Source organism: Dactylosporangium sp. NBC_01737, from assembly GCF_035963215.1.
In the GTDB taxonomy this organism is placed as follows: Bacteria; Actinomycetota; Actinomycetes; order Mycobacteriales; family Micromonosporaceae; genus Dactylosporangium.
Genome location: NZ_CP109153.1, coordinates 11034608 through 11055453 on the forward strand (window position 1 = coordinate 11034608; position 20846 = coordinate 11055453).

A 20846-nucleotide genomic window follows, 5' to 3' on the forward strand; every position below is an offset into this window, starting at 1 on the left:
CTGGTGGTCGATCCCGCGCCCGGCGGCGGATAGCGTTGCATGGATGCGGGTGCCCCTGAACACCGTCCTGGTCGACGTGCTGCTCGCGGTGGTCCTCGCGGGACTGAGCGTGGCGACCCTCGCCGGCCAGGCCGACGGCCGGCCCGACTGGCGGGCCGCGGTGCTCGGCGTGCTGACGGTCGCGCCGCTCGCGCTGCGGCAGCGGGCGCCGGTGCTGACGACGCTGGTCATCGTGGCCGCGCTCGCCGCGTACAGCCTGCTCGGCTACGGCGAGTTCCCCAACGGCGGCGTCGGCATGGTCGTGGCCATGTTCACCGTGGCGACGCTGCGCTCCCGGCCCGTCGCCGCCGCCGTGTTCGCCACGACGATCGCGGCGACGGCGATCGCGTACGCCACCGCGACCTCGGCCGTGGTGTGGTCGCAGATCGCCCAGTCGGTGCTGGTGATGCTCGGCGCGTGGGTCCTCGGCGAGGGCACCCGGCGGTGGGGGCGGCGCGCCGAGCGGCTCGCGGCGGAGGCGGCGCAGCTCGTCGCCGGGGAACGGGTCCGCATCGCGCGGGAGCTGCACGACATCGTCGCCCACCACATGTCGGTCATCTCGCTGCAGGCGGGCGTCGCGGAGTACGTGCTGGACACGGACCTTCCCACGGCCAGGACCGCGATCGCCACGGTCGGCGGCGCGAGCCGGGAGGCGCTGCTGGACCTGCGCCGCCTGCTGGACGTGCTGCGGGTCGACGACGTGGAGGGCTCGCAGCTGCAGCCGCAGCCGGGCCTGGCGCAGCTTCCCGACCTGGTGGAGCGCATCCGCGGCGCCGGCCTGCCGGTCGAGGTCGCGGTGACCGGCGAGGCGCGCCCGCTGCCGCCCGGGCCGGACCTGTGCGCGTACCGGGTCGTGCAGGAGTCGCTGACCAACGTGCTCAAGCACGCCGGCCCGGCCACCGCCCGGGTGCACGTCGAGCACGGCGAACGGACACTGACGGTGCGGGTCACCGACGACGGCGCGGTCCGCCCGCACCAGCGCGCGCAGCACCGCCCAGCGACGTCGCACGGCATCCGGGGCATGCGGGAACGCGCCGAACTGTACGGTGGCGTCCTCACCGCGGGACCTGCCGACGGCGGCGGGTTCGCGGTCGTGCTGCGCCTGCCGACTGAGGTGTCCCTGTGAGCGGTCCGGAGCGCAGCGGAGGTGACGGCATGACCGTCCGGGTCCTGGTCGCCGACGACCAGGCACTGATCCGGGCCGGGCTGGTGGCGTTGCTGCGGGCCGCGCCCGGGCTCGAGGTCGCCGGCGAGGCCGCCGACGGCGCCGAGGCGGTGGCGCTCGCGGCCTCCACCGCGCCCAACATCGTCCTGATGGACATCAGGATGCCGGTCCTGGACGGCATCGGCGCCACCCGCCGGATCCTGGCCGCCCCCGGGGAACACCGCCCGCGGGTCGTCGTGCTGACCACCTTCGACCTCGACGAGTACGTGTACGCCGCCCTCGCCGAGGGCGCCTCCGGGTTCTTGCTCAAGGACACCCCGCCGCAGCGGATCGTGTCGGCGATCCACACCGTCGCCGGCGGTGACATCCTGATCGCGCCGCGGATCACCCACCGGCTGATCGAGACGTACGCGATGCATCACCGCCGCGCCCCGGCCGGTACCCGCCTGGACGAGCTGACCGCCCGGGAGACCGAGGTGCTGCGGTTCGTCGGCAACGGCCTGAGCAACACCGACATCGCCGAGCGGCTGGTGCTCAGCGAGGCGACCGTGAAGACCCACGTGAAGCGGCTGATGTCCAAGCTGCGGCTGAGCAGCCGGGCGCAGGCGGTGGTCGTGGCGTACGAGAGCGGCCTCGTCGTGCCCGCACTTCGGGACGACAGGGAAGCCCCGGACACCGGAGGGCACCTGAGCGGGTGATGCGCGACGCACTGCGGCGGGTCCCGGATGCCATGATGGTGACCAGGACAGCTCCGGGGCGACGTGAGGGGTGGTGCGGCACGATGGCGATGTTCGAGGCGCGGACGTCGGCCGAGGACGGCCGGGCCGTCGTGTCCCTGGTCGGCGAGTGCGACCTGACCACGCGCGAGGAGCTCACGACCGTGCTGCTGGCGGCCGTCGACAGCGCGCCCGTCATCGTCGTGGACCTGACCGCGCTGCGGTTCATCGACTCCAGCGGCGTGCACGGCCTGGTCACCGGCCACCACGCCGCCCAGCGGCAGGGCCGCCGGCTGCACGTGGTCAACGCGGGAGGGGCCGTCGCCGACGTCCTGGAGATGACCGGGGTCGGCGAGCTGCTGGCGCTGCCGCCCCACGGCGCCGGGCAGGCTTCATGAGCACCGACGCGCCCGGCACGCTGTTCTACAGCGATGCCGAGGACCTCGGCGCGGTCCGGGCGTTCGTGCGGGACCAGGCCCTGGCGCTGGGCATGTCCGAGGCCCGGACCGAGATGCTGATGCTGGCGGTCAACGAGCTGGCCACGAACACGGTGCAGCACACCACCGGCGGCGGCCGGGTCCGGGTGTGGACCGACGCCGGGCAGATCGTCTGCGACGTCGTCGACCAGGGACCGCCGCGCACGTTCCAGCGGCCGATGCCGGCGCCGGACGCGGTGCGCGGGCGGGGGCTGCCGATCGTCGAGCGGATCTGCGACCAGGTCGACACGGTCAGCGGCCCGGACGGGACCACGGTGCGGCTGCGGCTGCACCTCTGACCTGCCGGCTTTCCGGCTTCCGGCCTTGCGGCTTCCCGGCCTCCCCGGCTTCCGGCCTGTCAGGTCTGTTGTCAGGGCAGGACGCGGACCGCCAGGGTGCAGGTGTCGTCGTCGGGGCTAGCGTAGTGCAGCAGGCCACGCAGGCGGGTCAGTGGCTGCGAGCCGGTGTCGGCGGAGACGTCGGCAAGGGTCTGCTTCACCCGGTCGAGCATCACGTCGATGCCGGACCCGCGGCGCTCGACCAGCCCGTCGGTGTAGAACAGGACCAGGTCGTCGTCGCGCAGGGTCGAGGCGAGGACCGGATAGGTGGCGTCGTCGCCCGCGCCGAGCAGCAGCCCGGCGGGCCGCTCGAGCTCGCTGACCGCGCCGGCACGGGCCAGCAGCGGCGGCATGTGCCCGGCCCGCGCCCACGACAGCGTCCTCGCGCCCGGGTCGTAGACGCCGATCGCGGCGGTGCCGGTGATGCCCAGCTGCAGGCACAACCGGTTCATGTGGGCGAGCAGCGTGCCCGGGTCGCGGATGCCGATCGACAGCCACGCCACCAGCGAGAAGCGCAGGTGCGCCATGCCGTTCGCGGCGTCCAGGCCGTGTCCGGCGACGTCGCCGACGGCCAGGGCCACCAGCCCGTCGGGCAGGGTCTGCGCGTGATACCAGTCGCCGCCGACCTGCACGGCGCTCTCCGCGGGCAGGTAGCTGACCACCGCCTGGAGCCCCGCGAGCGGGAACGGCTCCCGCGGCACCGGCTGGATCATGTTCTGCAGCTGCGCGGCCAGGCGGTGCTCGGCGAGCGCCGTCATCTCGCGGGTGCGCAGCTGGTCGCTGAGCCGCTCCATCGCCGAGCGGGCGTCCTCGCGGGTCGTGACGTCCTGCACGACGGCGTAGATCTTCAACGGCTTGCCGTCGGCGTCGCGGGCGACGTCGGACAGGATCCGCAGGTACTTCACCGTCTCCCCGGTCCGGAACCGCACGGTCACGTCGGACGCGGCGCCGCTGTCCAGGGTCTGCCACGCGGTCTCGCTCACGCCCCGGTCGTCGGCGAGCAGCGCCGCGGCCTGCTCCGAGCGCGACATCGCCCCCAGCGCCGGGTCCCGCTCGAAGATCCGGAACATGCCGGGCGACCACTCGCTGCGCCCGGTGATCAGGTCATACTCCGCCCAGCCGAGGCTGCCGAGCAGCTCCGTGTGCTCCATGCGGCGACGTGCCTCGTCGACGCGCTGCCACCACACCAGCAGCCCGCCGAGGACGGGATGCACGCTCACCGCGAACTGCGAGTCCGCCACGACCCCGGCCCGCTGCTCCACATACCGGAAGTCGGCCAGCTCGGCGGCCACCCCGTCGGCCTGGACCCGCAGATACAGCTGCCACAGCGGCCCGCCGACCATGCTCGGATACAGGTCGCTGACCCGCTCGCCGATCCGGTTGGCACCGCGGCGGTAGAGGTCCTCGCCGCGCCCGCTCACCGCCGCGACGAGGAAGTCGGCGACCCGGCCGTCCTCGTCGGTCAGCGGCAGCAGCCAGGTGCACCCCGCCGGCACCGCCGACAGCAGCGAGCGCACCACCGCCGCGACGGCGTCACCGTCGCCGCCCGCGGTGGCCGGCACGGCCCCACGCCGCGCACCGTCGTGTGCCATCACCGCAGTTTAGTGCCGAAACCACCGCACGGCCGCCCGGGCGCGTCGGGTGTCGGTGCTTCCGACATTCACCCTGCTATCCCGCCAACCCGCCCGATGGCGGCGTTACGGTGCTTGTGTCCCCCGCCCGTCCAGGACCGCTGAGGAATCCCCCATGACGCTGCCCGCCGTCGGGTACCGCAACCTCGTCGCCGACCACCTGCGCCGCTCCGACCGCCCATCCGGCGTGGCCGAGGTCATCCCCGGCGTCGGTGACCGGCTCGCCTACAACCCGTGCGTCGTGCGGCAGGGCACCCGCACCCTGCTCGCGGTGCGGATCGAGTCGCCGGACAGCTACTGGCGCGACGCGTCCTCGTGGGACCCGGAGATCTGCTTCTACGAGCGCGACGGCGACGGCTGGCGGCCCGCGCCGGACACCCCGGTCTTCACCGCGGCGGAGGATCCGTTCGCCGCGTGGGTGCTGGCCCCCGACGGCACGCCGGTGCTGGTGTTCGGGGTGGTCTCGCTGGACTTCCGGCACGACCCGCCGATGGTCGTCACCCGCTTCCACGCCGCGCCGGACGTGCAGCGGCTCGACCCGGCCACGCCGTTCCTCGAGGTGCCGCACATGAAGGACATCCGGCTGCTGCAACGCGCCGACGGCCTCGCGGTGTGCGGCCGCCCGCAGGGTGGCACCGCCGGCCGCGGCCGGGTGAGCCTGATCATGGCGGAGGACTACACCGAGCTGTCCGCGGAGCTGATCGGCAAGGCCCACGTCTTCCACGACCAGATCGCCGAGGACACCAAACTCGGCGTCAACGAGCTGTACGACCTCGGCGACCGCATCGGCGTCCTCGGCCACGTCGCCGTCGGCGAGGAGGGCGGCCCGCAGGAGTACGCCGGGGCCTGGTGGACCATCGACCCGGCCGCCTGCACCGCCACCACGCCACGGATCATCGCGATGCGCTCGGACTTCCCGCCGGCCACGCCGAAGCGCCCGGACCTCACCGACGTGGTCTTCCCCGGTTCGATGGAGGTCCTCGACGACGGCCGGGTCCGCGTCCACTGCGGCCTGAGCGACGCCACGGTCGGCTCGATCGTCCTGCCGTCGCCGTTCTGAGCGCGCTGCCGTTTCCCCGCGGCGTCGGTACAGTCGGCGCCGGCGTTCTCGGACCGGGCTGACGCGGGGAGGGCTGGGCGGATGGGGTGGCGGCACCGTGTGCACGCGCTGAGCACCCGCTTCTACGCCCCGGCCCGGCGCTACGAGCCGCAGTGGATCGCCGGCACCCGGGTCGCGATCGGCGCGCTGCCGACCCCGGCGACCCTCGCCGCGCTGCCCGGCTGCGGCGTCACGCACATCGTCAACTGCCGGGCCACCCACCAGACGTGGCTGTCACAGGACCTGGCGGTCGAACGGGCGCTGCTCGGCCCCGCGAACGTCGTGCACGCCCCGATGTGGGACGTACACCTGCCGCAGCCGCCGAGGCGCTGGTCCCGCGCGGCCCTGTTCGCCGCCGACGTCCTCACCCGCGACCCGGACGCCCGCGTCCTCGTACACTGCCAGCACGGCCGGCACCGCTCCGCCATGGTCGCCTACGCCATCCTGCGGCTGCTGGGGCACGCACCAGCGGACGCCGCGGCACTCATCCGCGAGTATCACCCGGAGGCCCAGCCGCTGCCCCGGTACACCCGCAGCATCGAGGCCTGGCTCGCCGCCGGCGCCCGCCCGCGCGGCCCGCTGCGCACCGGCTGAATCCTCAACGCGCCCCGTTCCCGGCCCGGCCGGCAGGGTTCGGCAGGTCGAGCGGGCGCGTTGTTGGGCGGTGCCGGCCGGCGACTGAGCGTGCGGTGCCGGCTGTACGGTATCGCCGTCGTAGGCGTCCTGCTCGCTGTCGTGCTGGGCGTGGTCGGGCTCACCGGGTACGCGCGGCGAACGAGGCCGAGGTGCGCATGGGCACCGTCCAGACCGTGACCCTGGAGGTCCTGGCGCTGCAGCACAAGGTGCGGGCGCAGGTCTGGTTCGCCCGCACCGTCAGCGCCGGCGCGGTCGACCGGCCCGCGACCGAGGTCCGCGCCGAGTTCGACGCCGCCGCCTCGCGCGTCCGCGACGAGGTCGTGCGGCTCTCGGCACTGCTGCCCGACGGCTCGCCCTTCGCGGCCCTGCGGGCGGCGGAGCTGGCGCTGCTCGGCGGAGCTGGCGCTGCTCGGCGACGCGGGCGGGATCATCGACAAGGCGTTCACCGACCGGCCGGCGGCCCTGGTGGACGCGGCGGCGTTCGAGGAGCGCGCCGACGCCCTCGACGCGCAGCTGTCGCAGCTGTCGGCCCAGCTCACCACGGACCGCGCCGCCCGGTTCGCCGCCGCCCGCGCCACCGAGCGGACCTGGAGCCTGGCCCTGCTGGCGGCGGCCCTGGCCGCCGCCGCGGCGATGGTCGCGCTCACGGCGCTGCTCGCCCGGTCCATCCTGCGCGGCCTGCACGCCCTCGCCGCGGTCGCCCGGCGGATCAGCGCCGGGGACCTGGACGCCCGCATCCCGGCCGGCGGCGCCCCGAAATCAACGCCCTCGCCGCCGCCTTCAACGACACCGCCGACACCCTGCGCGCCACCCTGCACCAGCGCACCGCCGAGGCCCAGCGCGAGAGCCTCGGCAGCCAGCTCGCCGAGGCGTTCGAGATGGCCGACACCGAACCCGACGCACACGCCGTCGCCGCCCGCGCCCTGCACACCCTCGTGCCGCGGCACCCGGCCGAACTGCTGCTCGCCGACTCCTCCAACGCCCGCCTGGACCGCCGCTCCGGCAACGCCCTGGACGCCCCGCAGCGCTGCCCCGTCACATCCCCCTTCGGCTGCGTCGCGATCCGCCGCGGCCACCCGATGGTCTTCGACGACAGCACCGCCCTGCACGCCTGCCCGAAGCTGCAAGGCCGCCCACAGGGCCCGCTGTCCGCGGCATGCGTGCCGGTCACGTTCATGGGCCGCCCCCTCGGCGTCCTGCACGCCACCTCCTCACCCGGCGCACCCCCGGACGACGCACGCCTCGCCGGCCTCAGGCTGCTCGCCGGCCAGGTCGGGTCGAGGATCGGCAACCTCCGCTCGTTCGAACAGGCCCAGCTGCAGGCAACCACCGACGCCCTCACCGGCCTGCTGAACCGCCGCGCGTTCGAAACCCGCGCCCGCAACCTGCTCGACACCGGAGAACCCCTCTCCGTCGTCATGGCCGACCTGGACCACTTCAAGCTCCTCAACGACACCCACGGCCACGAAGCCGGCGACCGCGCCCTACGCGCCTTCGGCCAACTCCTGCAAACCGGCCTGCCCCTACCCACTGGCACTTCCTCCCCCGACACCTCCTCCCTGACGACTCGTCCCCTGACACCTCCTCCCCTGACGGCTCGTCCTGTGACGGCCTCGTCCCCTGACGACTCATCCCGTGACGGCCTCGTCCCCTGACGACTCATCCTGTGACGGCTCGTCTCCTGGGAGCTCCTCTCACGACAGCTCTGCCCGTGACAGCTCGTCCCCTGACGGCTCTTACCGCGGCGGCTCACCTCCTGGCAGTTCCTCCCGTGGCGGTTCGTCCCCTGACGACTCCTCCCGTGACGACCCGTCCCCTGACAGTTCCTCTTCCCACGGCTCGTCCCCCCACGGCTCGTCCCCCCACGGCTCGTCCCCCACCGCTCGTCCCCACCGCTCGTCCCCCACGGCTCGTCCCCCCACGGCTCGTCCCCCGACGACCGGATCGCCGACGACCGGACCACCGACGGTCGGTCCCGTGACGGCCCGTCTCCCGGAGGACTGTCTCCCGCGGTCTGGCCCGTGGCGACCTGTCCGGCCGCATCGGCGGCGAGGAGTTCGCCCTGATCCTGAGGGCCCCAGACGTCCAGTCCGCCATGGCCCGCCTCGAGGCGCTGCGCGCCGCTGTGCCCCAGCTGGCCGTGGGCGGCACACCCGCGTTCACGGCAAGCTTCGGCGTCCGCTTCACCCCCGGCGGCGGCACCCTGAGCGACCTGCTCCGCGACGCCGACCACGCCCTCTACCAGGCAAAAGCCGACGGCCGCAACTGCATCGTCCTCGCCGGTGCCACACCCCGCGCGGTCACCCCCGCCCGCCGCCGCACCTTCGACGCCGACGACGCAGAGCACCAGACCCGCACGACAACGGCGGCGCGCGACGTCCTCGACCTGGCCGACCGCCTCCACCCACCCACCGGCGCCCACCGCGAACGCTGAACGCCCCGGCGCCTGAACACACCACCGCCCGCTGCTGCATTACGCAGTGATCGGGCCGCGGCTTCCGACCACCGCGGGCGGAGCCGTGGTGATACGGCGACGGACGTTCCGAGTTGCGGCGGGAGGCCGCGAGGGCAGAAGCGATGACCCGGGCCGGGGCAAGCAGGCAGGGATCGCGATCGCGCGGATGGGGGCGCGGATGCCGATTGGGGAGCACACCGGCCGCTGGTCGGCTGTCGCAAATGCCGGCCCGGCGACGCGGGCACTGGCCGAGCAGGCGCAAGGACGGTCGAGCTGGAACAGGAGCAGATGCCGACCGGCCGGCCGCGAGCGCCGGCCGAGCACACGCGGACGTTGGCCGATCTGGCGCAGGATCCGGTTGAGCAGACGTGCCTACCGGCTCCGCAAGCACGGATGCGGGCGCAGCGGACCGAGCAGTCGCAGGTGCTTGGCGCATGGATGCGGGGCGCGTGGAAGCGGACCTGGCAGAAGCGGACAGGGTAGGCGCAGCTGCTGGCGCTGGGCAGTCAGACGCAGGCCGGACAGGCCCGACCGCTTGCGCTGGGCGTGCTGGTGCGGGGCGGACAGGAGCAGGCCCGGCAGGAGCGTGCCGGGCAGGCGTAATTGCTGGCCCTGAGCGTGCAGGTGCGGAGCGGATCGGAACGGATCTGGCAGGAGCGGGTCGGACAGGCTCATGTGCTGGTGCTGGTGCTGGTGCTGGGCGGGCGCGTGGAGGCCGGGCAGGCGCAGCAGCCGGCGTCGGGCGGGCGACTGGAGGCCGGGCAGACGCAGCAGCCGGCGTCGGGCAGGCGACTGGAGGCCGGGCAGACGCAGCAGCCGGCGTCGGGCAGGCGACCGGAGGCCGGGCAGACGCAGCAGCCGGCGTCGGGCAGGCGACCGGAGACCGGGCAGACGCAGCAGGCGGGTGGGTAGGAAGAGGCGCTGGCTGAGCAGGCACGGGAGTTGGCCGGGCGGGCGTGGGCGTCGAGGTGATGACCAGTGAGTCGTCGGGTGCTGGGCTGCTCGGGGCAGCGCATGCCGCGCGCCTCGGCGGGGATGCGGAAGGCAGCGCCGCCACCGGCCCCGGCGTGGAAGGTCGTGCGACCACCGCCCCCGGCTCGGAGGACAGTTCCTCCAGCAACCGGGCGTTCCTCAACCGAGCCAGCTTCGTCGCATGACGGGCCGCCAACCCGTGCGACCGCGCCTCCGCGAACTCCGCCCTGACCCGCAGCCGCTCCAACCGGCGCCGCGACCACGAAGCCTGCGCCGCCGCGAGCCGGGCATCCCAGTCGATCGGCCCAGGAGCCGCAGAAGACCCGGAAGACGGTGCGTCCAAAGAGAAATACGGTCGTGGCACGTGCCGCCTCCCCCCGGGTAGGCGCTACCCGTCCATTCTCGAACCCGCACACCCCCGAGTCCAGCAGCGCGCCCCCGAGTCAACGGAACAAAGCCAGGCAACTACTCGCCGTCAGCGGGCAGGGAGAAGGCGTCCAGGAGAGCGGCGAAGCGGGTGGCGGCGGCGAAGAGGGTGTCGCTGCGGGTGCGGTCGCCGTCGAGGTGGGTCAGCATCTCGAGGCCCAGGTAGAACGCCATTGCGGCCATCGCCGCCTCGCGGCCCGGGATGAGGGCGGCGAAGGGGGTGTCGCCGAGGAGGCGGGCGATCAGGGCCTCGGTGAAGTCCTCCCAGCGGCGGACCTCGGCGCGCACGCCGTCGGCGAGGCGGGTGGAGCCGACCGCGCCGGCCACGAGCTCCTGCACGGCGGCGATGTGGCCGGTGGCGACGTCCTCGTCGTACAGCTCGCGCAGCACGGGCAGGAGCGCAGCCGCGCCGCGCACGTCGAGGGTGCGGGTGGTGTAGCGGTCCATCCTGCTGTCGCTGGTGTACCGCATCGCCGCCAGCAGCAGGTCCTCGAGGTCCTCGAAATGGTAGTAGATGACGCCCGGGGCGAAGCCGCCTGTGGCCGCGATGGCCCTGGCGGTGGTGGTCGAGAAGCCCTGCGTGGCCAGGGTGTCGACGGCGGCGCGCAGGATGCGCTCGCGGGTCTCTGTTCGGCGCGACATCACCGGCAACCGTAGGCGATGTCAGATCACCCGGTGCGGGCGGACTCCGGAGGCGGCGAGGAACGGGTCGAGGCGGCGGCCCAGCTCGGCGAGCTGGTGGCTGGGCACCTGGGGGTACAGGTGGTGCTCCAGGTGGTAGGTCAGCTCCAGGAACATCGCGGGGATCACCCGTCCGCGCAGCGTCCGGGTCTGGGTGAGCGGGGTGTCGCCGAAGTCGTGGTGCGGCAGGTAGACGGTCAGCAGCGGATAGACCCAGCTGCCCACCACGGCCACCGCGGCGTACCACAGCAGGGCAGGGATGAAGGTCCCGGCGGCGATGACGAGCACCGGCAAGGCGGCCTCGGCAAGCAGCCAGCGGCGTTGAGCAAGGGGGCGGCGGTACGCCCACCACCACAGCCGCACGAGAAACACCGGGCCGTAGCACACGGCGCCAAAAGGTCCCAGGTGCGCGGGGTAGCCCTCCGGGTCGTCGGACGGGGCGGACGGGAACGCGCGGTGGTGCTGCAGATGGGTGGCCCGGTAGGCGTGGCCGCTCTCCAGCAGGACGAGGCCGCACAGGAACAGCGCCCACTCGGTGGCGCGTGGCCCGAGGCCGATCGAGCGGTGCACGACGTCGTGGGTGACGGTGACGACCGCGACGAAGATCCCGAACATGATGAGCGGCGTGAGCCACCACAGCCCGAGCGCGGCGGCGAGCACGTAGGCGGCGACGCCGAGCAGCGGCCGGGCCAGGGCGAGCCGCCGCTGCCACCGGCGGGTGGTCAGGAGGTCCGTGCCGAGGTCGTCCAGCGCCGGCTTCACGACCGCAGCACCCCTTCGGCGACGATGCGGCTGCCGAGCACGCACGCGACGGTGCCGAGGCCGGGCCAGGTGGAGTCGCCGACCAGCCACAGACCTGGCACGGCGAGGCGGTGGGGTACGGCGTGCTGGTTGGCGTTGGACGGCCGCTGCCGCACGCCGCCGACGGCACCCCGGGGGCGGGAGGTGTACCGCGCGTAGGTCCGCGGGGTGCCGATCTCCCGGACCACCGCCCGTGAACCGAGGCGCGGGTAGACCCGGCGGGCTTCGGCGAGGAGCCGGTCGCCGAGCGCGTCGCGGCGCCGCGGGTATTCCCGGTCGTCGAGGTCCGACCAGCCGTCGAGGTCCGTGTGGGTGGACAGCATCACGGCGCGGTGGCCCGGTGGTGCGCTGTCGAGGTCGTCCGGCGCCGACACGGACATGAACATGTTGTTGCCGTCGCCGAGCCGCTCGGCATAGGAGCGCAGCAACTGATGATGGGTAAAGCGCTGCCCCTCGACCTCATCCAAGGGCACGCCGAGGCAGACCATCGCCGCGCCGCCGAGGTCCGGGGTGTCACGGCGCAGGAAGCCGGAGAGCGCGGGCCGGGCATCCGGGCACAGCGCAGCAGTCGTGGCGGCGGGCACCGCGCTGACGACCTGGGAAGCATGCACGGCGCCCCGCGGCCCGTCCACAACGAACCGTCCGGAGACAGCGGTGACGCGCCAGCCGCAGCGCAGGTCGCCGCCCAGCGACCGGTAGTGCGCCACGAGCGCCCGCCAGAACCCGCGCATGCCGCCGGTCGCGCGGGTGAGCCCGGCACCGCGGATGGTGATGCCGAGGGCCGCGTTGACCAGCGGCGCGTCGTCGACGGTGCTGTGGACCGTGTCCTCGACGAGCATCGACAGCAGCCCGACGAGGGCGGCGTCGTCGCGCAGGCCGTGCCGTCGCAGCGCCCCGCCGAGGGTACCGGTGACGTGCCTGGCCAGGTGCAGGTCGCTGACGCGCATCGCGCGGACGTTGTGGACCACGTCGGCGGGGCGCCGCACCGGCATCCGCGCGCCGGCCCGGCTGGCCCGCCAGAACGCGTCGGCGAGCCGGTCGAGCAGCGCCCAGAACCGCCGGTGCCGCTGCGTGTCGCCGAGCATCCGCAGCCGCTCGTCGTGCCACGCCGCGGGGTCGCGGTGCAGCACGACGGTCCGGTCGGGCAGCCATGCCACATACCCGGGCAGTGCCTCGCCGGCGAGCGGTGGCATGCCGACCGCGTCGAAGAGCTCGGCGCCGACGCCGCCCGGCTCGAAGTCGACGAGGGTGGTGGCGCCGACGTCGAAGGAGAAGCCGCGGCGCCGGTAGTAGCCCGCGCAGCCGCCGGCGTGCCCGTGTGCCTCCAGGACCACCGTGGCGCAGCCCGCCGCCTGCAGTCGCAGCGCGGTGGCCAGGCCGGCGAGCCCGCCACCGATCACCGCGACGTCGAACCGATCGTTCTGAACAGAAGTTCTGAACATATGTTCAACGTAGAATCGCGTCAATGCGGTGTCAACGGTTGCGCACCTCGATGACGGCGCCGGTGTCCAGGTCGACGCGGAAGCTGCGCCCGGGCGGCAGCGGCCGGTCCAGGGCGCGCACCCGCAGGTGCATGCCTTCGGGGGCGAGCGAGCGGGCGGCGGACAGCGCGTACTCGTCCGGGTCGACGTCCGGCGAGTCAGCGTCCTTGCCGGCCCGGGACGTCGTGACCGTGGAGAAGATGAACCCGGTGATCGCGTCGAAGACGATCCGGTAGGACTCCAGTTCGAGCTTCCCGTAGCCGGGAAAGACCGCGCCGGTACGGAAGACCAGCCCGGTGATGCCGGCCCAGCCCTGCTCCACGTACACGCGGAAACTGACGGCACGGCAGTCGTCGGATTCGGCGCGGGCCGAGACCGTGTAGTCCCAGCTGCCGGTCGCGCCGTCGCGGAACCCGACGAAGGCGTGCGCGCCGCCCCGCAGGTCCGACGGCGCCGACGGCACCCGCGGGAAGGGGAACGACGGCGGCTGGTGGTTGGACAGGTTCGCCACCGCGAGGACCTGGCAGCGCGGGATCCGCACGACGTGCTCGCCGATCACGTACGACTGGCAGGCCGGGGTGACGGAATAGTCGAGGATGTTGTCCGCACTGGCGTCGGCGCTGGCGATGAGATCCACGCCGCAAACCTAGGCAGTGACGGACGCCGATCACATGGACGCTGCCGGAAACCGGACACCGCAGGCGCCATGACAGGATGGGACGGCACCATCCGATCTTCGAGGGAGCATCGTGGCCGCACGTGTCGTCAGTCCCACCGGGCGAGGGTTCCTGCTGCTCGACGCGCACCCGACCGGTTGTTTCCGCAGCGTCGCCGACATGGTCGCGCAGATCCCCGCGCCGACCGGGACGGAGGCCGACCCGAAGGTCGCGCTCGTCATCGGCTCCAGCGCCGGCTACGGCCTGGCCGCCACCCTCGCGGGTCTGCGACGGCACGGCATCCACGGCGTCGGCGTCGCGTTCGAGCGGCCGCCCGGGCGGCGCACCGGCACCGCCGGCTGGTATCGCACGATCGCCACCGACGCGGTCGCCGCCGAGGCGGGCAGCGACTTCACGTTCGTCAACGCCGACGCCTTCGCCGACACCACCAAGGACGAGGTGCTGGACCTGATCGCGAAGCGCTTCGGTCAGCTCGATTTCCTGGTGTACAGCGTCGCCGCGCCCCGCCGGACCGACCCGCGGACGGGCACCACGTACGCGTCGGTCATCAAGCCGCTCGGGTCGGCGCACACGACGAGGACCCTCGAGTTCGACAGCGACGGCACCCCGCTGCTGCGGGAGGTGACCGCCCAGCCGGCCGGCGAGGCCGAGGCCGCCGACACGGTGCAGGTGATGGGCGGCGAGGACTGGTCCCGCTGGATCACCGCCCTGGAGGACCGCAAGCTGCTGCGCAGCGGGTTCCGCACCGTCGCACTGTCCTACATCGGCTCGAGCCTGACGGCGGCGATCTACCGCGACGGCACGATCGGCGCCGCGAAGGTGCACCTGGAGCAGACCGCCCGGGAGCTCGACGAGCGGCTCGCCGCGATCGGTGGCCGGGCGCTGACGTCGGTCAACGGTGCCGCCGTGACGCAGGCGTCGACCGCGATCCCCGGCATCGCCCTGTACGTGAGCCTGCTGCACGCCGTGCTCGGCGACGCGCTGCAGTCGCCGGTCGAGCAGTCGGTGCGGCTGTGGGACCAGCTCACCGGCGCCGCCCCGCTCGATCTCGACGAGCAGGGCCGGCTGCGGCTGGACCGGTGGGAGCTGGACCCGGATGTGCAGGCCGCCGTCGCGGAGCGCTGGCGGGCGATCACCCCGGAGACGATCGCCGAGGTCGCCGACGTCGACTGGTTCCGCGCGCAGTTCCGCGGCCTGTACGGCTTCGACGTCCCCGGCGTCGACTACGCGGCGCCGGTCGACCCGGACCTGGAGTGGCCCGCGCCGCGGTAGAGCACGGCACAGCAGGCCAGCCCGAGGACCAGCTCGACCACCCCGCCGAGCACCAGGCCGCCGGCGGGGGCGCCGTCCAGCGCGGCGGACAGCCCCCGGGACAGCGCGTACGCCAGATAGAACACGGCGCCGGACACCGCCGCCGCGAACGCCAGCCGGGCGACGAACGCCCCCGCGATCAGCAGCACGCCGACCGCGAGGACCGCACCGCCGGCCGACCTGGTCTCGCTGAGCAGGTTCGGGTCGTCGCCGATGCTGATGCCGTACTGGTCACGGAACGCCACCGGCGCGAACAGGCTCGCCGCGCCGACCGTGACCGCGACGAGTCCCGCCACCGTCAGCAGGATCCGCCGGATCACCGCCAGGCTCCCGCGGCCGCCGCGGCCCGGCAGTAGTCGGCGAAGTCGCGCGGCTCCCGGCCGAGCGCGTCGCGGACACCGGTGCCCAGCGTGGCGTTGCGGCCGTCGAACACCTCACCGCACAGGTCCGCGAACAGGTCCGCCTGCGGGTGCCCGGCGAGCGCGGCGCGGAACTCCTCGACGGTGACCGGCACGTAGGTCACCGGCCGGCCGGACGCGGCCGCGAGCTCCGCTGCCGCCTCGGCGAAGGTGAGCAGCCGCGGGCCGGTGACGTCGTACAGGCGGCCGGCGTGCCGCTCGTCCAGCAGCGCCGCGACCGCGATGTCGGCGATGTCCTCGACGTCGACGAACGGCTCGGCGACGGACCCGGCGGCCAGGACGACCGCGCCGTCCAGGACGCCCTGGCGCAGCTCGCCCTCGTCGAAGTTCTGCGCGAACCAGGCCGAGCGGACCAGGGTGTACCCGAGCCCGGACTCCCGCACGATGTCCTCGCAGCTCTCGGCGTGGTGCTCGCCCCGGCCGGACAGCAGCACGAGCCGCCGGAGGCCGGCCGCGGAGGCCGCCTTAGTGAACGCCTCGATCGCGGCGGGCGCCCCGGGTGCGGCGAGGTCGGAGTAGTACGAGACGTAGGCGGCCTCGACGCCGTCCAGGGCGGCCGGCCACGTCTCGGGCCGCTCCCAGTCGAACGGCGGGTCGGTGCGCCGGGAGGCGCCGCGGACGGGGTGGCCGAGGTCGGTGAGGCGGCGCACGATCCGCCGTCCGGTCTTGCCGGTCGAGCCGATGACGAGTGTTCTCATGCGGTCCAGCCTCGCCGGTACCAGCGAGATGTTGAATCATCAAAGCACCTGAAGTCTTTGCAGATCGTCCAATGTGCAGGACGATGGGGCGGTGACGACGATCCTGCCGCCGGCCGCGGACCCGCTGGGCGAGGCACTGCACCTGCTGCGCCTCACCGGCACGCTGTACTGCCGCTCGGAGCTGACCGCGCCGTGGGCCATCGACGTGCCGGCACTGGACGGGCTGATGGCGCTGCTCGTCGTGACCGCCGGCGAGGCCGTCCTGGAGGTCGACGGCGAGCCGCCGCGGACGCTGCGCCCGCGCGGGCTGACGCTGATCCCGCACGGCACCCCGCACCGCGTCCACAGTGGACCCGGCCACCCGAGGGCCACGCCGCTGTTCGACATCCCGGTCGAGCGGGTCAGCGACCGCTACGAGCTGCTGCGCCACGGCGGCGGCGGCGCGCTGACCCGGGTCACCTACTGCGTGCTGCGCTGCGACCACGTCCCGGCCCGGCGGCTCGTCACGCAGCTGCCGCCGGTCCTGCAGGTCGACGGGTGGGACGACGACGGCGGCTGGCTGCACAGCACCCTGCAGCTCATCGCCGCCGAGGCGACCGCGTTGCGGCCCGGCGGCGAGACGGTGCTGACCCGCCTCGCCGACGTCCTGGTGGTGCAGGCGATCCGCGGCTGGCTGGACACCGCGCCCGAGGCGCACCAGGGCTGGCTCGCGGCGCTGCGCGACGAGCACGTCGGCCGCGCGCTCACCGCGATGCACCGCGCGCCGGAGGCGCCGTGGAGCGTGGAGTCGCTGGCCCGGGAGGCGGCGATGTCGCGTTCGGCGTTCTCGGCCCGGTTCACCGCCCTGCTCGGCGAGCCGGTGATGCAGTACGTGACCCAGTGGCGGATGCAGCTGGCGCACACCCACCTGCAGCAGTCGCCGGAGCCGCTGTCGCAGGTGGCGCACCGCTTCGGCTACGCCTCGGAGGCCGCGTTCTCCCGCGCGTTCAGCCGCACGTTCGGCGTGCCTCCGGGCGCCGTGCGCACCGTCACGGATACCGCCAGCCGATGAGGTTCCACTGCCACACGAACCAGACGAGGGGCAGCATCCCCGCCAGCAGCGCGACCTGGTGGACCTTCGCCACGGCCCGGGCACCCGACGCGCGCCACGCCGTCACGGTGCCGGCCACGGCGAAGGCCCACGCGGCGAGGACCAGCAGCGGCAGCGCGAGCAGCAGCGTGAATCCCGCCGGCACGCCGTGGAGGAACGCGCCCGGGTTGAACAGCACCTCGGCGGCGAGCCCGACCAGGAACACCAGCCCGGTGAGGCAGGCCCCGGCGGCCAGGGCGCGCGACCACCGCCACCGGGCGCTGGTCCCGGTCCTGCGGCGCCACAGGTTCGCCAGTGCGGTGAGCGCGACGACGGTGAAGGCCAGCAGCACCAGCAGGTTGAACGGCAGCGTCTCGGCGCGGTCGAGCAGCTCGTAGGCGGGACCGTCGGTGGCCGCGTACCGCCGGCCGCCGCTGCCGGTCAGGAACACCAGGTGGTCCCGGCCGTCCTCGGCGGTGAACGTGCCGTCCGGCTGCCGCAGCCACGTCCTGCCCTTGAAATGCACGGCACCACCGGCGTCGACGCGCAGGCGCAGCGAGCCGAGCAGCGTCGTCAGTTTCTCCACTGTGGACTCGGCGTGCCGGGCCGGCTGGTAGAACCCCGCCGCCGGCGCGGACCGGGTCAGCTGCACCGGCCACGTCGCGGCGCCCGCCGGCTCCCGCACCGGTGCGGCCGGGGTGAAGCGGTCGAAGAACGCGTCGATGACCTCCCCGACGGCCTCGATGCCGCCGGTGCCGTTGGTGGACAGGAACAGGCCGAGGTCGCAGCCGGGCACCAGGATCAGCACGCTCTGGAAGCCTTCCCAGCTGCCGTCGTGCATGAGGACGCGGTGGCCGTTGCGGAAGCGTTCCATGAACCCGCCCGCGTACCCGCCGAGCACGGTGTCCGCGGCGAACGAGCGGGCCGGTGGCGCGGCGAGTTGCGACCGGGCGTACACGGCCATGTCGGCGGCGGTGGCGCTGATCGAGCCGTCCGGCGGCATCCGGTCGAACGTGAACGGGATCGCCGCCGGAGGCACCACGTCGGAGTCGTAGCTGCGGGCCAGGTCCCCGGCCAGCGCCGCCGGCACCGGCTCGGCGGCCGTCGTGTGCGTCATGTGCAGCGGGTCGAGGATGTGGGTCTGCACGTACCGGTCGTACGGCTCGCCGCTGACCCGGGCGACGACGTGCCCGGCGAGGGCGGCGCCGTAGTTGGAGTACGCGGAGATCTCGCCCGGCGGCCGGATCCGTGCCGGCATGTGCTCGGCGAGGTAGGTCTGCAGAGGTTCGACGTCGCCGGCGGTACGGGCACCGACACCGACGAAACGGTCCTCGAACCCGGCGGTGTGGTTCATCAGCGCCCGCAGCGTCACCGGCTGCGGGTAGGTGGCCGGGACGCTGAAGCCGCGCAGGTACGTGTTGACGTCGGCGTCCAGGTCGAGCCGCCCGGCGGCGGCCTCGCGCCGCACCGCCTCCCACGTGAACAGCTTCGTGATCGACGCGATCCGCACCAGCGACCGTTCGGGGTCGAACGGCACGGCACCGGCGACGTCGGCGGCGCCGTACCCCTTCGCGAAGACCGTCGCGTCACGGCCGGTCACGGCGACGACGGCACCGGGGACGTGGAACCGGTCCAGGCGCGGCGGCAGCATCTCGTCGAAGAATGCGGCGGCCTGCGCCGGATCGGTGCAGCCCGGCGGCGGCGCCGCCCGGGCGGCCGTGGGCGACACCTGCAGCAACGGTACGGCGACACAGATCGCCAGCAGTGCACGGCGCATCGGAACCTCCGAAGTGGACGGGACGGACGCTGCCGAGCCTGCCGCCGCGACCCGCCCCGGCACATCGCCGCCGGGTCGGTGCCCGGCTCCGACTTACGTCGGTGCCGCCGTCGACTCTCGACGCATGGGCGGCCGGCCGCGGGCTGTCTACGCTGCGTGGATATGAACCTCCTGCAGCGGCGTGGCGTGGCCGACGGCGCCCTGGTGCTGGCCTGCCTGGCGCTGACGGCCCTGGCGGTGAAGGCGTCGTGGTCGGCGCTGCCGGCGCCGGTCGTCGCGCTCGCCGGGGTCGCCGGCAGCGCGGCGCAGTGGTGGCGGCGCACGCTGCCGTGGCTGGCCGCGGTCACCGGCGCGGCGGCATACGCGCTGTCGGGCAACCCGGCGCCGCTGCTCGTCGGCGTCTACTCCGGCGCGGTGCACGGCTCCCGCCGCGGCGCGGCCGTCGCCGGGGTCGCGGGCTGGGCCGGGATCGCCGGCTGGTCGTGGATCGACGAGGGCCGTCTGCAGGCGGACGACCTGGCCTTCTCCGCCGTCGGCGCGGTCCTGCTCACCGGGCTCGGCCTGTACGTGGCGGCGTTGCGGGAGCTGCGGGCGTCGTGGCAGGAGCGGGCCGAACGCGCCGACACCGAACGGGTCCTGCGCGACGAGCAGGCCCGCGCCGCCGAACGCACCCGCATCGCCCGGGAGATGCACGACGTCCTGGCGCACAAGGTGTCGCTGATCGCGCTGCACGCGGGCGCGCTGGAGGTCACCACCGACACGGCCCGCTTCCAGCAGGGCGCCGGGCTGATCCGCGTCACCGCCCGGGAGGCGCTGCAGGAGCTGCGGACGGTCCTCGGCATCCTGGAGACCTCGCCCGCCGCCGCCACCGACGACGACGGGTTCGCCGACCTGCCGGCGCTGGTGCTCGCCGCGACGCGGGCCGGGCAGCGCATCGAGCTGCGGGAGCTGGCCGGGACGCTGCCGCCGGGGACCGCCCGGGTCGTGTACCGGGTGGCGCAGGAGGGCCTCACCAACGCCCGCAAGCACGCGCCGGGCACGCCGGTCACCGTGACCGTCGAGCGCCGCGGCGACGGTGCCGTCTGCGTCACCGTCGGCAACCCCGCGGGCGCCGGCGCCGCCCTGGACCTGCCCGGCTCGGGCGCCGGGCTGGTGGGCCTCGCCGAACGGGTCCGGCTCGCCGGTGGCACGCTGCACAGCGGACCCGTCGACGGCGGCTGGCGGCTGGCGGCGGTAGTACCGTGGACGGAGGCGACCCAGCGATGATCTCGGTGCTGCTCGTCGACGACGAGGCCCTGGTCCGCGCCGGCCTGCGGATGATCCTGGAGACCGCCGCCGACCTCACCGTCGTCGGTGACGCCGGCGACGGCCACGCCGCCCTCGAAGCGGTGACCCGGCTGCGGCCCGACGTGGTGCTCATGGACCTGCGGATGCCGCACCTCGGCGGGATCGCGGCCACCGCGGCGATCCGGGCCCGCACCGACGCGCCGGCGGTCGTCGTGCTGACCACGTTCAACACCGACGACGACGTGTTCCAGGCCCTGGCGGCCGGCGCCACCGGGTTCCTGCTCAAGGACACCCCACCGGCCGAGCTGCTGCACGCGGTGCGGATGGCGGCGGCCGGCGACTCGATGCTGTCCCCTGCCGTCACCCGGCAGGTCATCACCCGCCTCACCGCCGAGGACCTCGGCCGGCGCCGCCGCGACGCGCTCGCCCGGCTCGACCCGCTCACCGAACGCGAGCGGCAGGTCCTCGTCGAGATCGGCCACGGCCACCCCAACGCCGACATCGCCGCCCACCTGTACATGAGCGAGGCGACGGTGAAGAGCCACGTCACGCACCTGTTCGAGAAGCTCGGCACCACCAACCGGGTCCAGCTCGCCATCGCCGCGTTCCGCGCCGGCCTGGTCGACTGAACCGGACGGCACACCTGACGTCGACGACCGTGCGGACTGGCGCCGCGATCGATTCTCACGCAG

The 20846-nt window shown here is 74.1% G+C and carries 22 protein-coding genes and 1 pseudogene; 15 read left to right on the plus strand and 8 right to left on the minus strand.

What is annotated here, in order from left to right; genetic code table 11:
• Positions 1–43 precede the first annotated feature (43 nt).
• The 4 genes from OHA72_RS50745 to OHA72_RS50760 all read left to right on the plus strand — a co-directional run bounded on the left by OHA72_RS50745 (position 44) and on the right by OHA72_RS50760 (position 2695).
• On the plus strand, positions 44–1165 hold the full coding sequence (locus OHA72_RS50745; RefSeq protein WP_327003281.1) for a sensor histidine kinase: 1122 nt from the start codon (positions 44–46) through the stop codon (positions 1163–1165).
• A gap of 29 nt (positions 1166–1194) precedes the next feature.
• The gene (locus OHA72_RS50750) at positions 1195–1902 is read left to right on the plus strand and encodes a response regulator (protein ID WP_327003282.1); all 708 of its coding nucleotides are present in this window, start codon (positions 1195–1197) and stop codon (positions 1900–1902) included.
• 83 nt (positions 1903–1985) lie between these two features.
• A complete protein-coding gene (locus OHA72_RS50755; protein WP_327003283.1) occupies positions 1986–2318 on the plus strand; it encodes an STAS domain-containing protein in 333 nt (110 codons plus the stop codon).
• Positions 2315–2695: an ATP-binding protein gene (locus tag OHA72_RS50760; protein WP_327003284.1), complete on the plus strand. Its 381-nt coding sequence runs from the start codon at positions 2315–2317 to the stop codon at positions 2693–2695. The genes OHA72_RS50755 and OHA72_RS50760 overlap by 4 nt, the downstream gene beginning before the upstream one ends.
• A 71-nt stretch (positions 2696–2766) precedes the next feature.
• On the opposite strand, the gene OHA72_RS50765 is transcribed toward OHA72_RS50760, so the two are convergent.
• The gene (locus OHA72_RS50765; RefSeq protein ID WP_327003285.1) at positions 2767–4326 is read right to left on the minus strand and encodes a PP2C family protein-serine/threonine phosphatase; all 1560 of its coding nucleotides are present in this window, start codon (positions 4324–4326) and stop codon (positions 2767–2769) included.
• Positions 4327–4480: 154 nt separating this feature from the next.
• On the opposite strand from OHA72_RS50765, the gene OHA72_RS50770 reads away from it, so the two are divergent.
• From OHA72_RS50770 to OHA72_RS50795, 7 genes and pseudogenes are all read left to right on the plus strand, one after another.
• On the plus strand, positions 4481–5425 hold the full coding sequence (locus OHA72_RS50770) for a DUF1861 family protein (protein ID WP_327003286.1): 945 nt from the start codon (positions 4481–4483) through the stop codon (positions 5423–5425).
• A gap of 99 nt (positions 5426–5524) precedes the next feature.
• Positions 5525–6058: a protein-tyrosine phosphatase family protein gene (locus OHA72_RS50775; RefSeq protein ID WP_327003287.1), complete on the plus strand. Its 534-nt coding sequence runs from the start codon at positions 5525–5527 to the stop codon at positions 6056–6058.
• A gap of 675 nt (positions 6059–6733) precedes the next feature.
• Positions 6734–6805 (plus strand): annotated as a pseudogene (locus OHA72_RS65275) (hypothetical protein); the annotation flags it as partial.
• Positions 6806–6978: 173 nt separating this feature from the next.
• On the plus strand, positions 6979–7755 hold the full coding sequence (locus OHA72_RS65280; RefSeq protein ID WP_442788781.1) for a GGDEF domain-containing protein: 777 nt from the start codon (positions 6979–6981) through the stop codon (positions 7753–7755).
• 407 nt (positions 7756–8162) lie between these two features.
• Complete coding sequence (locus OHA72_RS50785) at positions 8163–8534, plus strand: diguanylate cyclase domain-containing protein (RefSeq protein WP_327011820.1); 372 nt, start codon at positions 8163–8165, stop codon at positions 8532–8534.
• A 645-nt stretch (positions 8535–9179) separates the two neighbouring features.
• A complete protein-coding gene (locus OHA72_RS50790) occupies positions 9180–9467 on the plus strand; it encodes a hypothetical protein (protein ID WP_327003289.1) in 288 nt (95 codons plus the stop codon).
• Positions 9468–9511: 44 nt separating this feature from the next.
• Positions 9512–9712: a hypothetical protein gene (locus OHA72_RS50795; protein ID WP_327003290.1), complete on the plus strand. Its 201-nt coding sequence runs from the start codon at positions 9512–9514 to the stop codon at positions 9710–9712.
• 280 nt (positions 9713–9992) lie between these two features.
• Here the strand turns inward: OHA72_RS50795 and OHA72_RS50800 are convergent, their stop codons facing one another.
• From OHA72_RS50800 to OHA72_RS50815, 4 genes are read right to left on the minus strand one after another with little or no spacing between them, the layout of a single operon-like run.
• A complete protein-coding gene (locus OHA72_RS50800; RefSeq protein ID WP_327003291.1) occupies positions 9993–10595 on the minus strand; it encodes a TetR family transcriptional regulator in 603 nt (200 codons plus the stop codon).
• Between the two features lie 21 nt (positions 10596–10616).
• A complete protein-coding gene (locus tag OHA72_RS50805) occupies positions 10617–11396 on the minus strand; it encodes a fatty acid desaturase (RefSeq protein WP_327003292.1) in 780 nt (259 codons plus the stop codon).
• A complete protein-coding gene (locus OHA72_RS50810; protein ID WP_327003293.1) occupies positions 11393–12877 on the minus strand; it encodes a phytoene desaturase family protein in 1485 nt (494 codons plus the stop codon). Before OHA72_RS50810 ends, OHA72_RS50805 begins: the two co-directional genes overlap by 4 nt.
• A gap of 31 nt (positions 12878–12908) precedes the next feature.
• Positions 12909–13553 (minus strand): hypothetical protein, encoded by a 645-nt coding sequence (locus tag OHA72_RS50815; protein WP_327003294.1) that lies wholly within the window; start codon positions 13551–13553, stop codon positions 12909–12911.
• Between the two features lie 112 nt (positions 13554–13665).
• Here OHA72_RS50815 and OHA72_RS50820 point away from each other — a divergent pair, with 112 nt between their 5' ends.
• Positions 13666–14865, plus strand: a complete 1200-nt coding sequence (locus OHA72_RS50820; protein WP_327003295.1) for a trans-2-enoyl-CoA reductase family protein — start codon at positions 13666–13668, stop codon at positions 14863–14865.
• Here the strand turns inward: OHA72_RS50820 and OHA72_RS50825 are convergent.
• Both OHA72_RS50825 and OHA72_RS50830 read right to left on the minus strand, forming a co-directional pair.
• The gene (locus OHA72_RS50825) at positions 14817–15224 is read right to left on the minus strand and encodes a DUF4345 domain-containing protein (RefSeq protein WP_327003296.1); all 408 of its coding nucleotides are present in this window, start codon (positions 15222–15224) and stop codon (positions 14817–14819) included. The two genes, OHA72_RS50820 and OHA72_RS50825, sit on opposite strands and share 49 nt — an antisense overlap.
• Complete coding sequence (locus OHA72_RS50830; RefSeq protein ID WP_327003297.1) at positions 15221–16021, minus strand: Rossmann-fold NAD(P)-binding domain-containing protein; 801 nt, start codon at positions 16019–16021, stop codon at positions 15221–15223. Before OHA72_RS50830 ends, OHA72_RS50825 begins: the two co-directional genes overlap by 4 nt.
• A gap of 91 nt (positions 16022–16112) precedes the next feature.
• On the opposite strand from OHA72_RS50830, the gene OHA72_RS50835 reads away from it, so the two are divergent.
• The gene (locus OHA72_RS50835; protein ID WP_327003298.1) at positions 16113–17072 is read left to right on the plus strand and encodes an AraC family transcriptional regulator; all 960 of its coding nucleotides are present in this window, start codon (positions 16113–16115) and stop codon (positions 17070–17072) included.
• Here the strand turns inward: OHA72_RS50835 and OHA72_RS50840 are convergent.
• On the minus strand, positions 17050–18867 hold the full coding sequence (locus OHA72_RS50840) for a serine hydrolase domain-containing protein (RefSeq protein ID WP_327003299.1): 1818 nt from the start codon (positions 18865–18867) through the stop codon (positions 17050–17052). The genes OHA72_RS50835 and OHA72_RS50840 overlap by 23 nt on opposite strands.
• A gap of 162 nt (positions 18868–19029) precedes the next feature.
• On the opposite strand from OHA72_RS50840, the gene OHA72_RS50845 reads away from it, so the two are divergent.
• Both OHA72_RS50845 and OHA72_RS50850 read left to right on the plus strand, forming a co-directional pair.
• Complete coding sequence (locus OHA72_RS50845; RefSeq protein ID WP_327003300.1) at positions 19030–20133, plus strand: sensor histidine kinase; 1104 nt, start codon at positions 19030–19032, stop codon at positions 20131–20133.
• Positions 20130–20783, plus strand: coding sequence for a response regulator (locus tag OHA72_RS50850; RefSeq protein ID WP_327003301.1), 654 nt, complete (start codon positions 20130–20132; stop codon positions 20781–20783). The genes OHA72_RS50845 and OHA72_RS50850 overlap by 4 nt, the downstream gene beginning before the upstream one ends.
• Positions 20784–20846 lie beyond the last annotated feature (63 nt).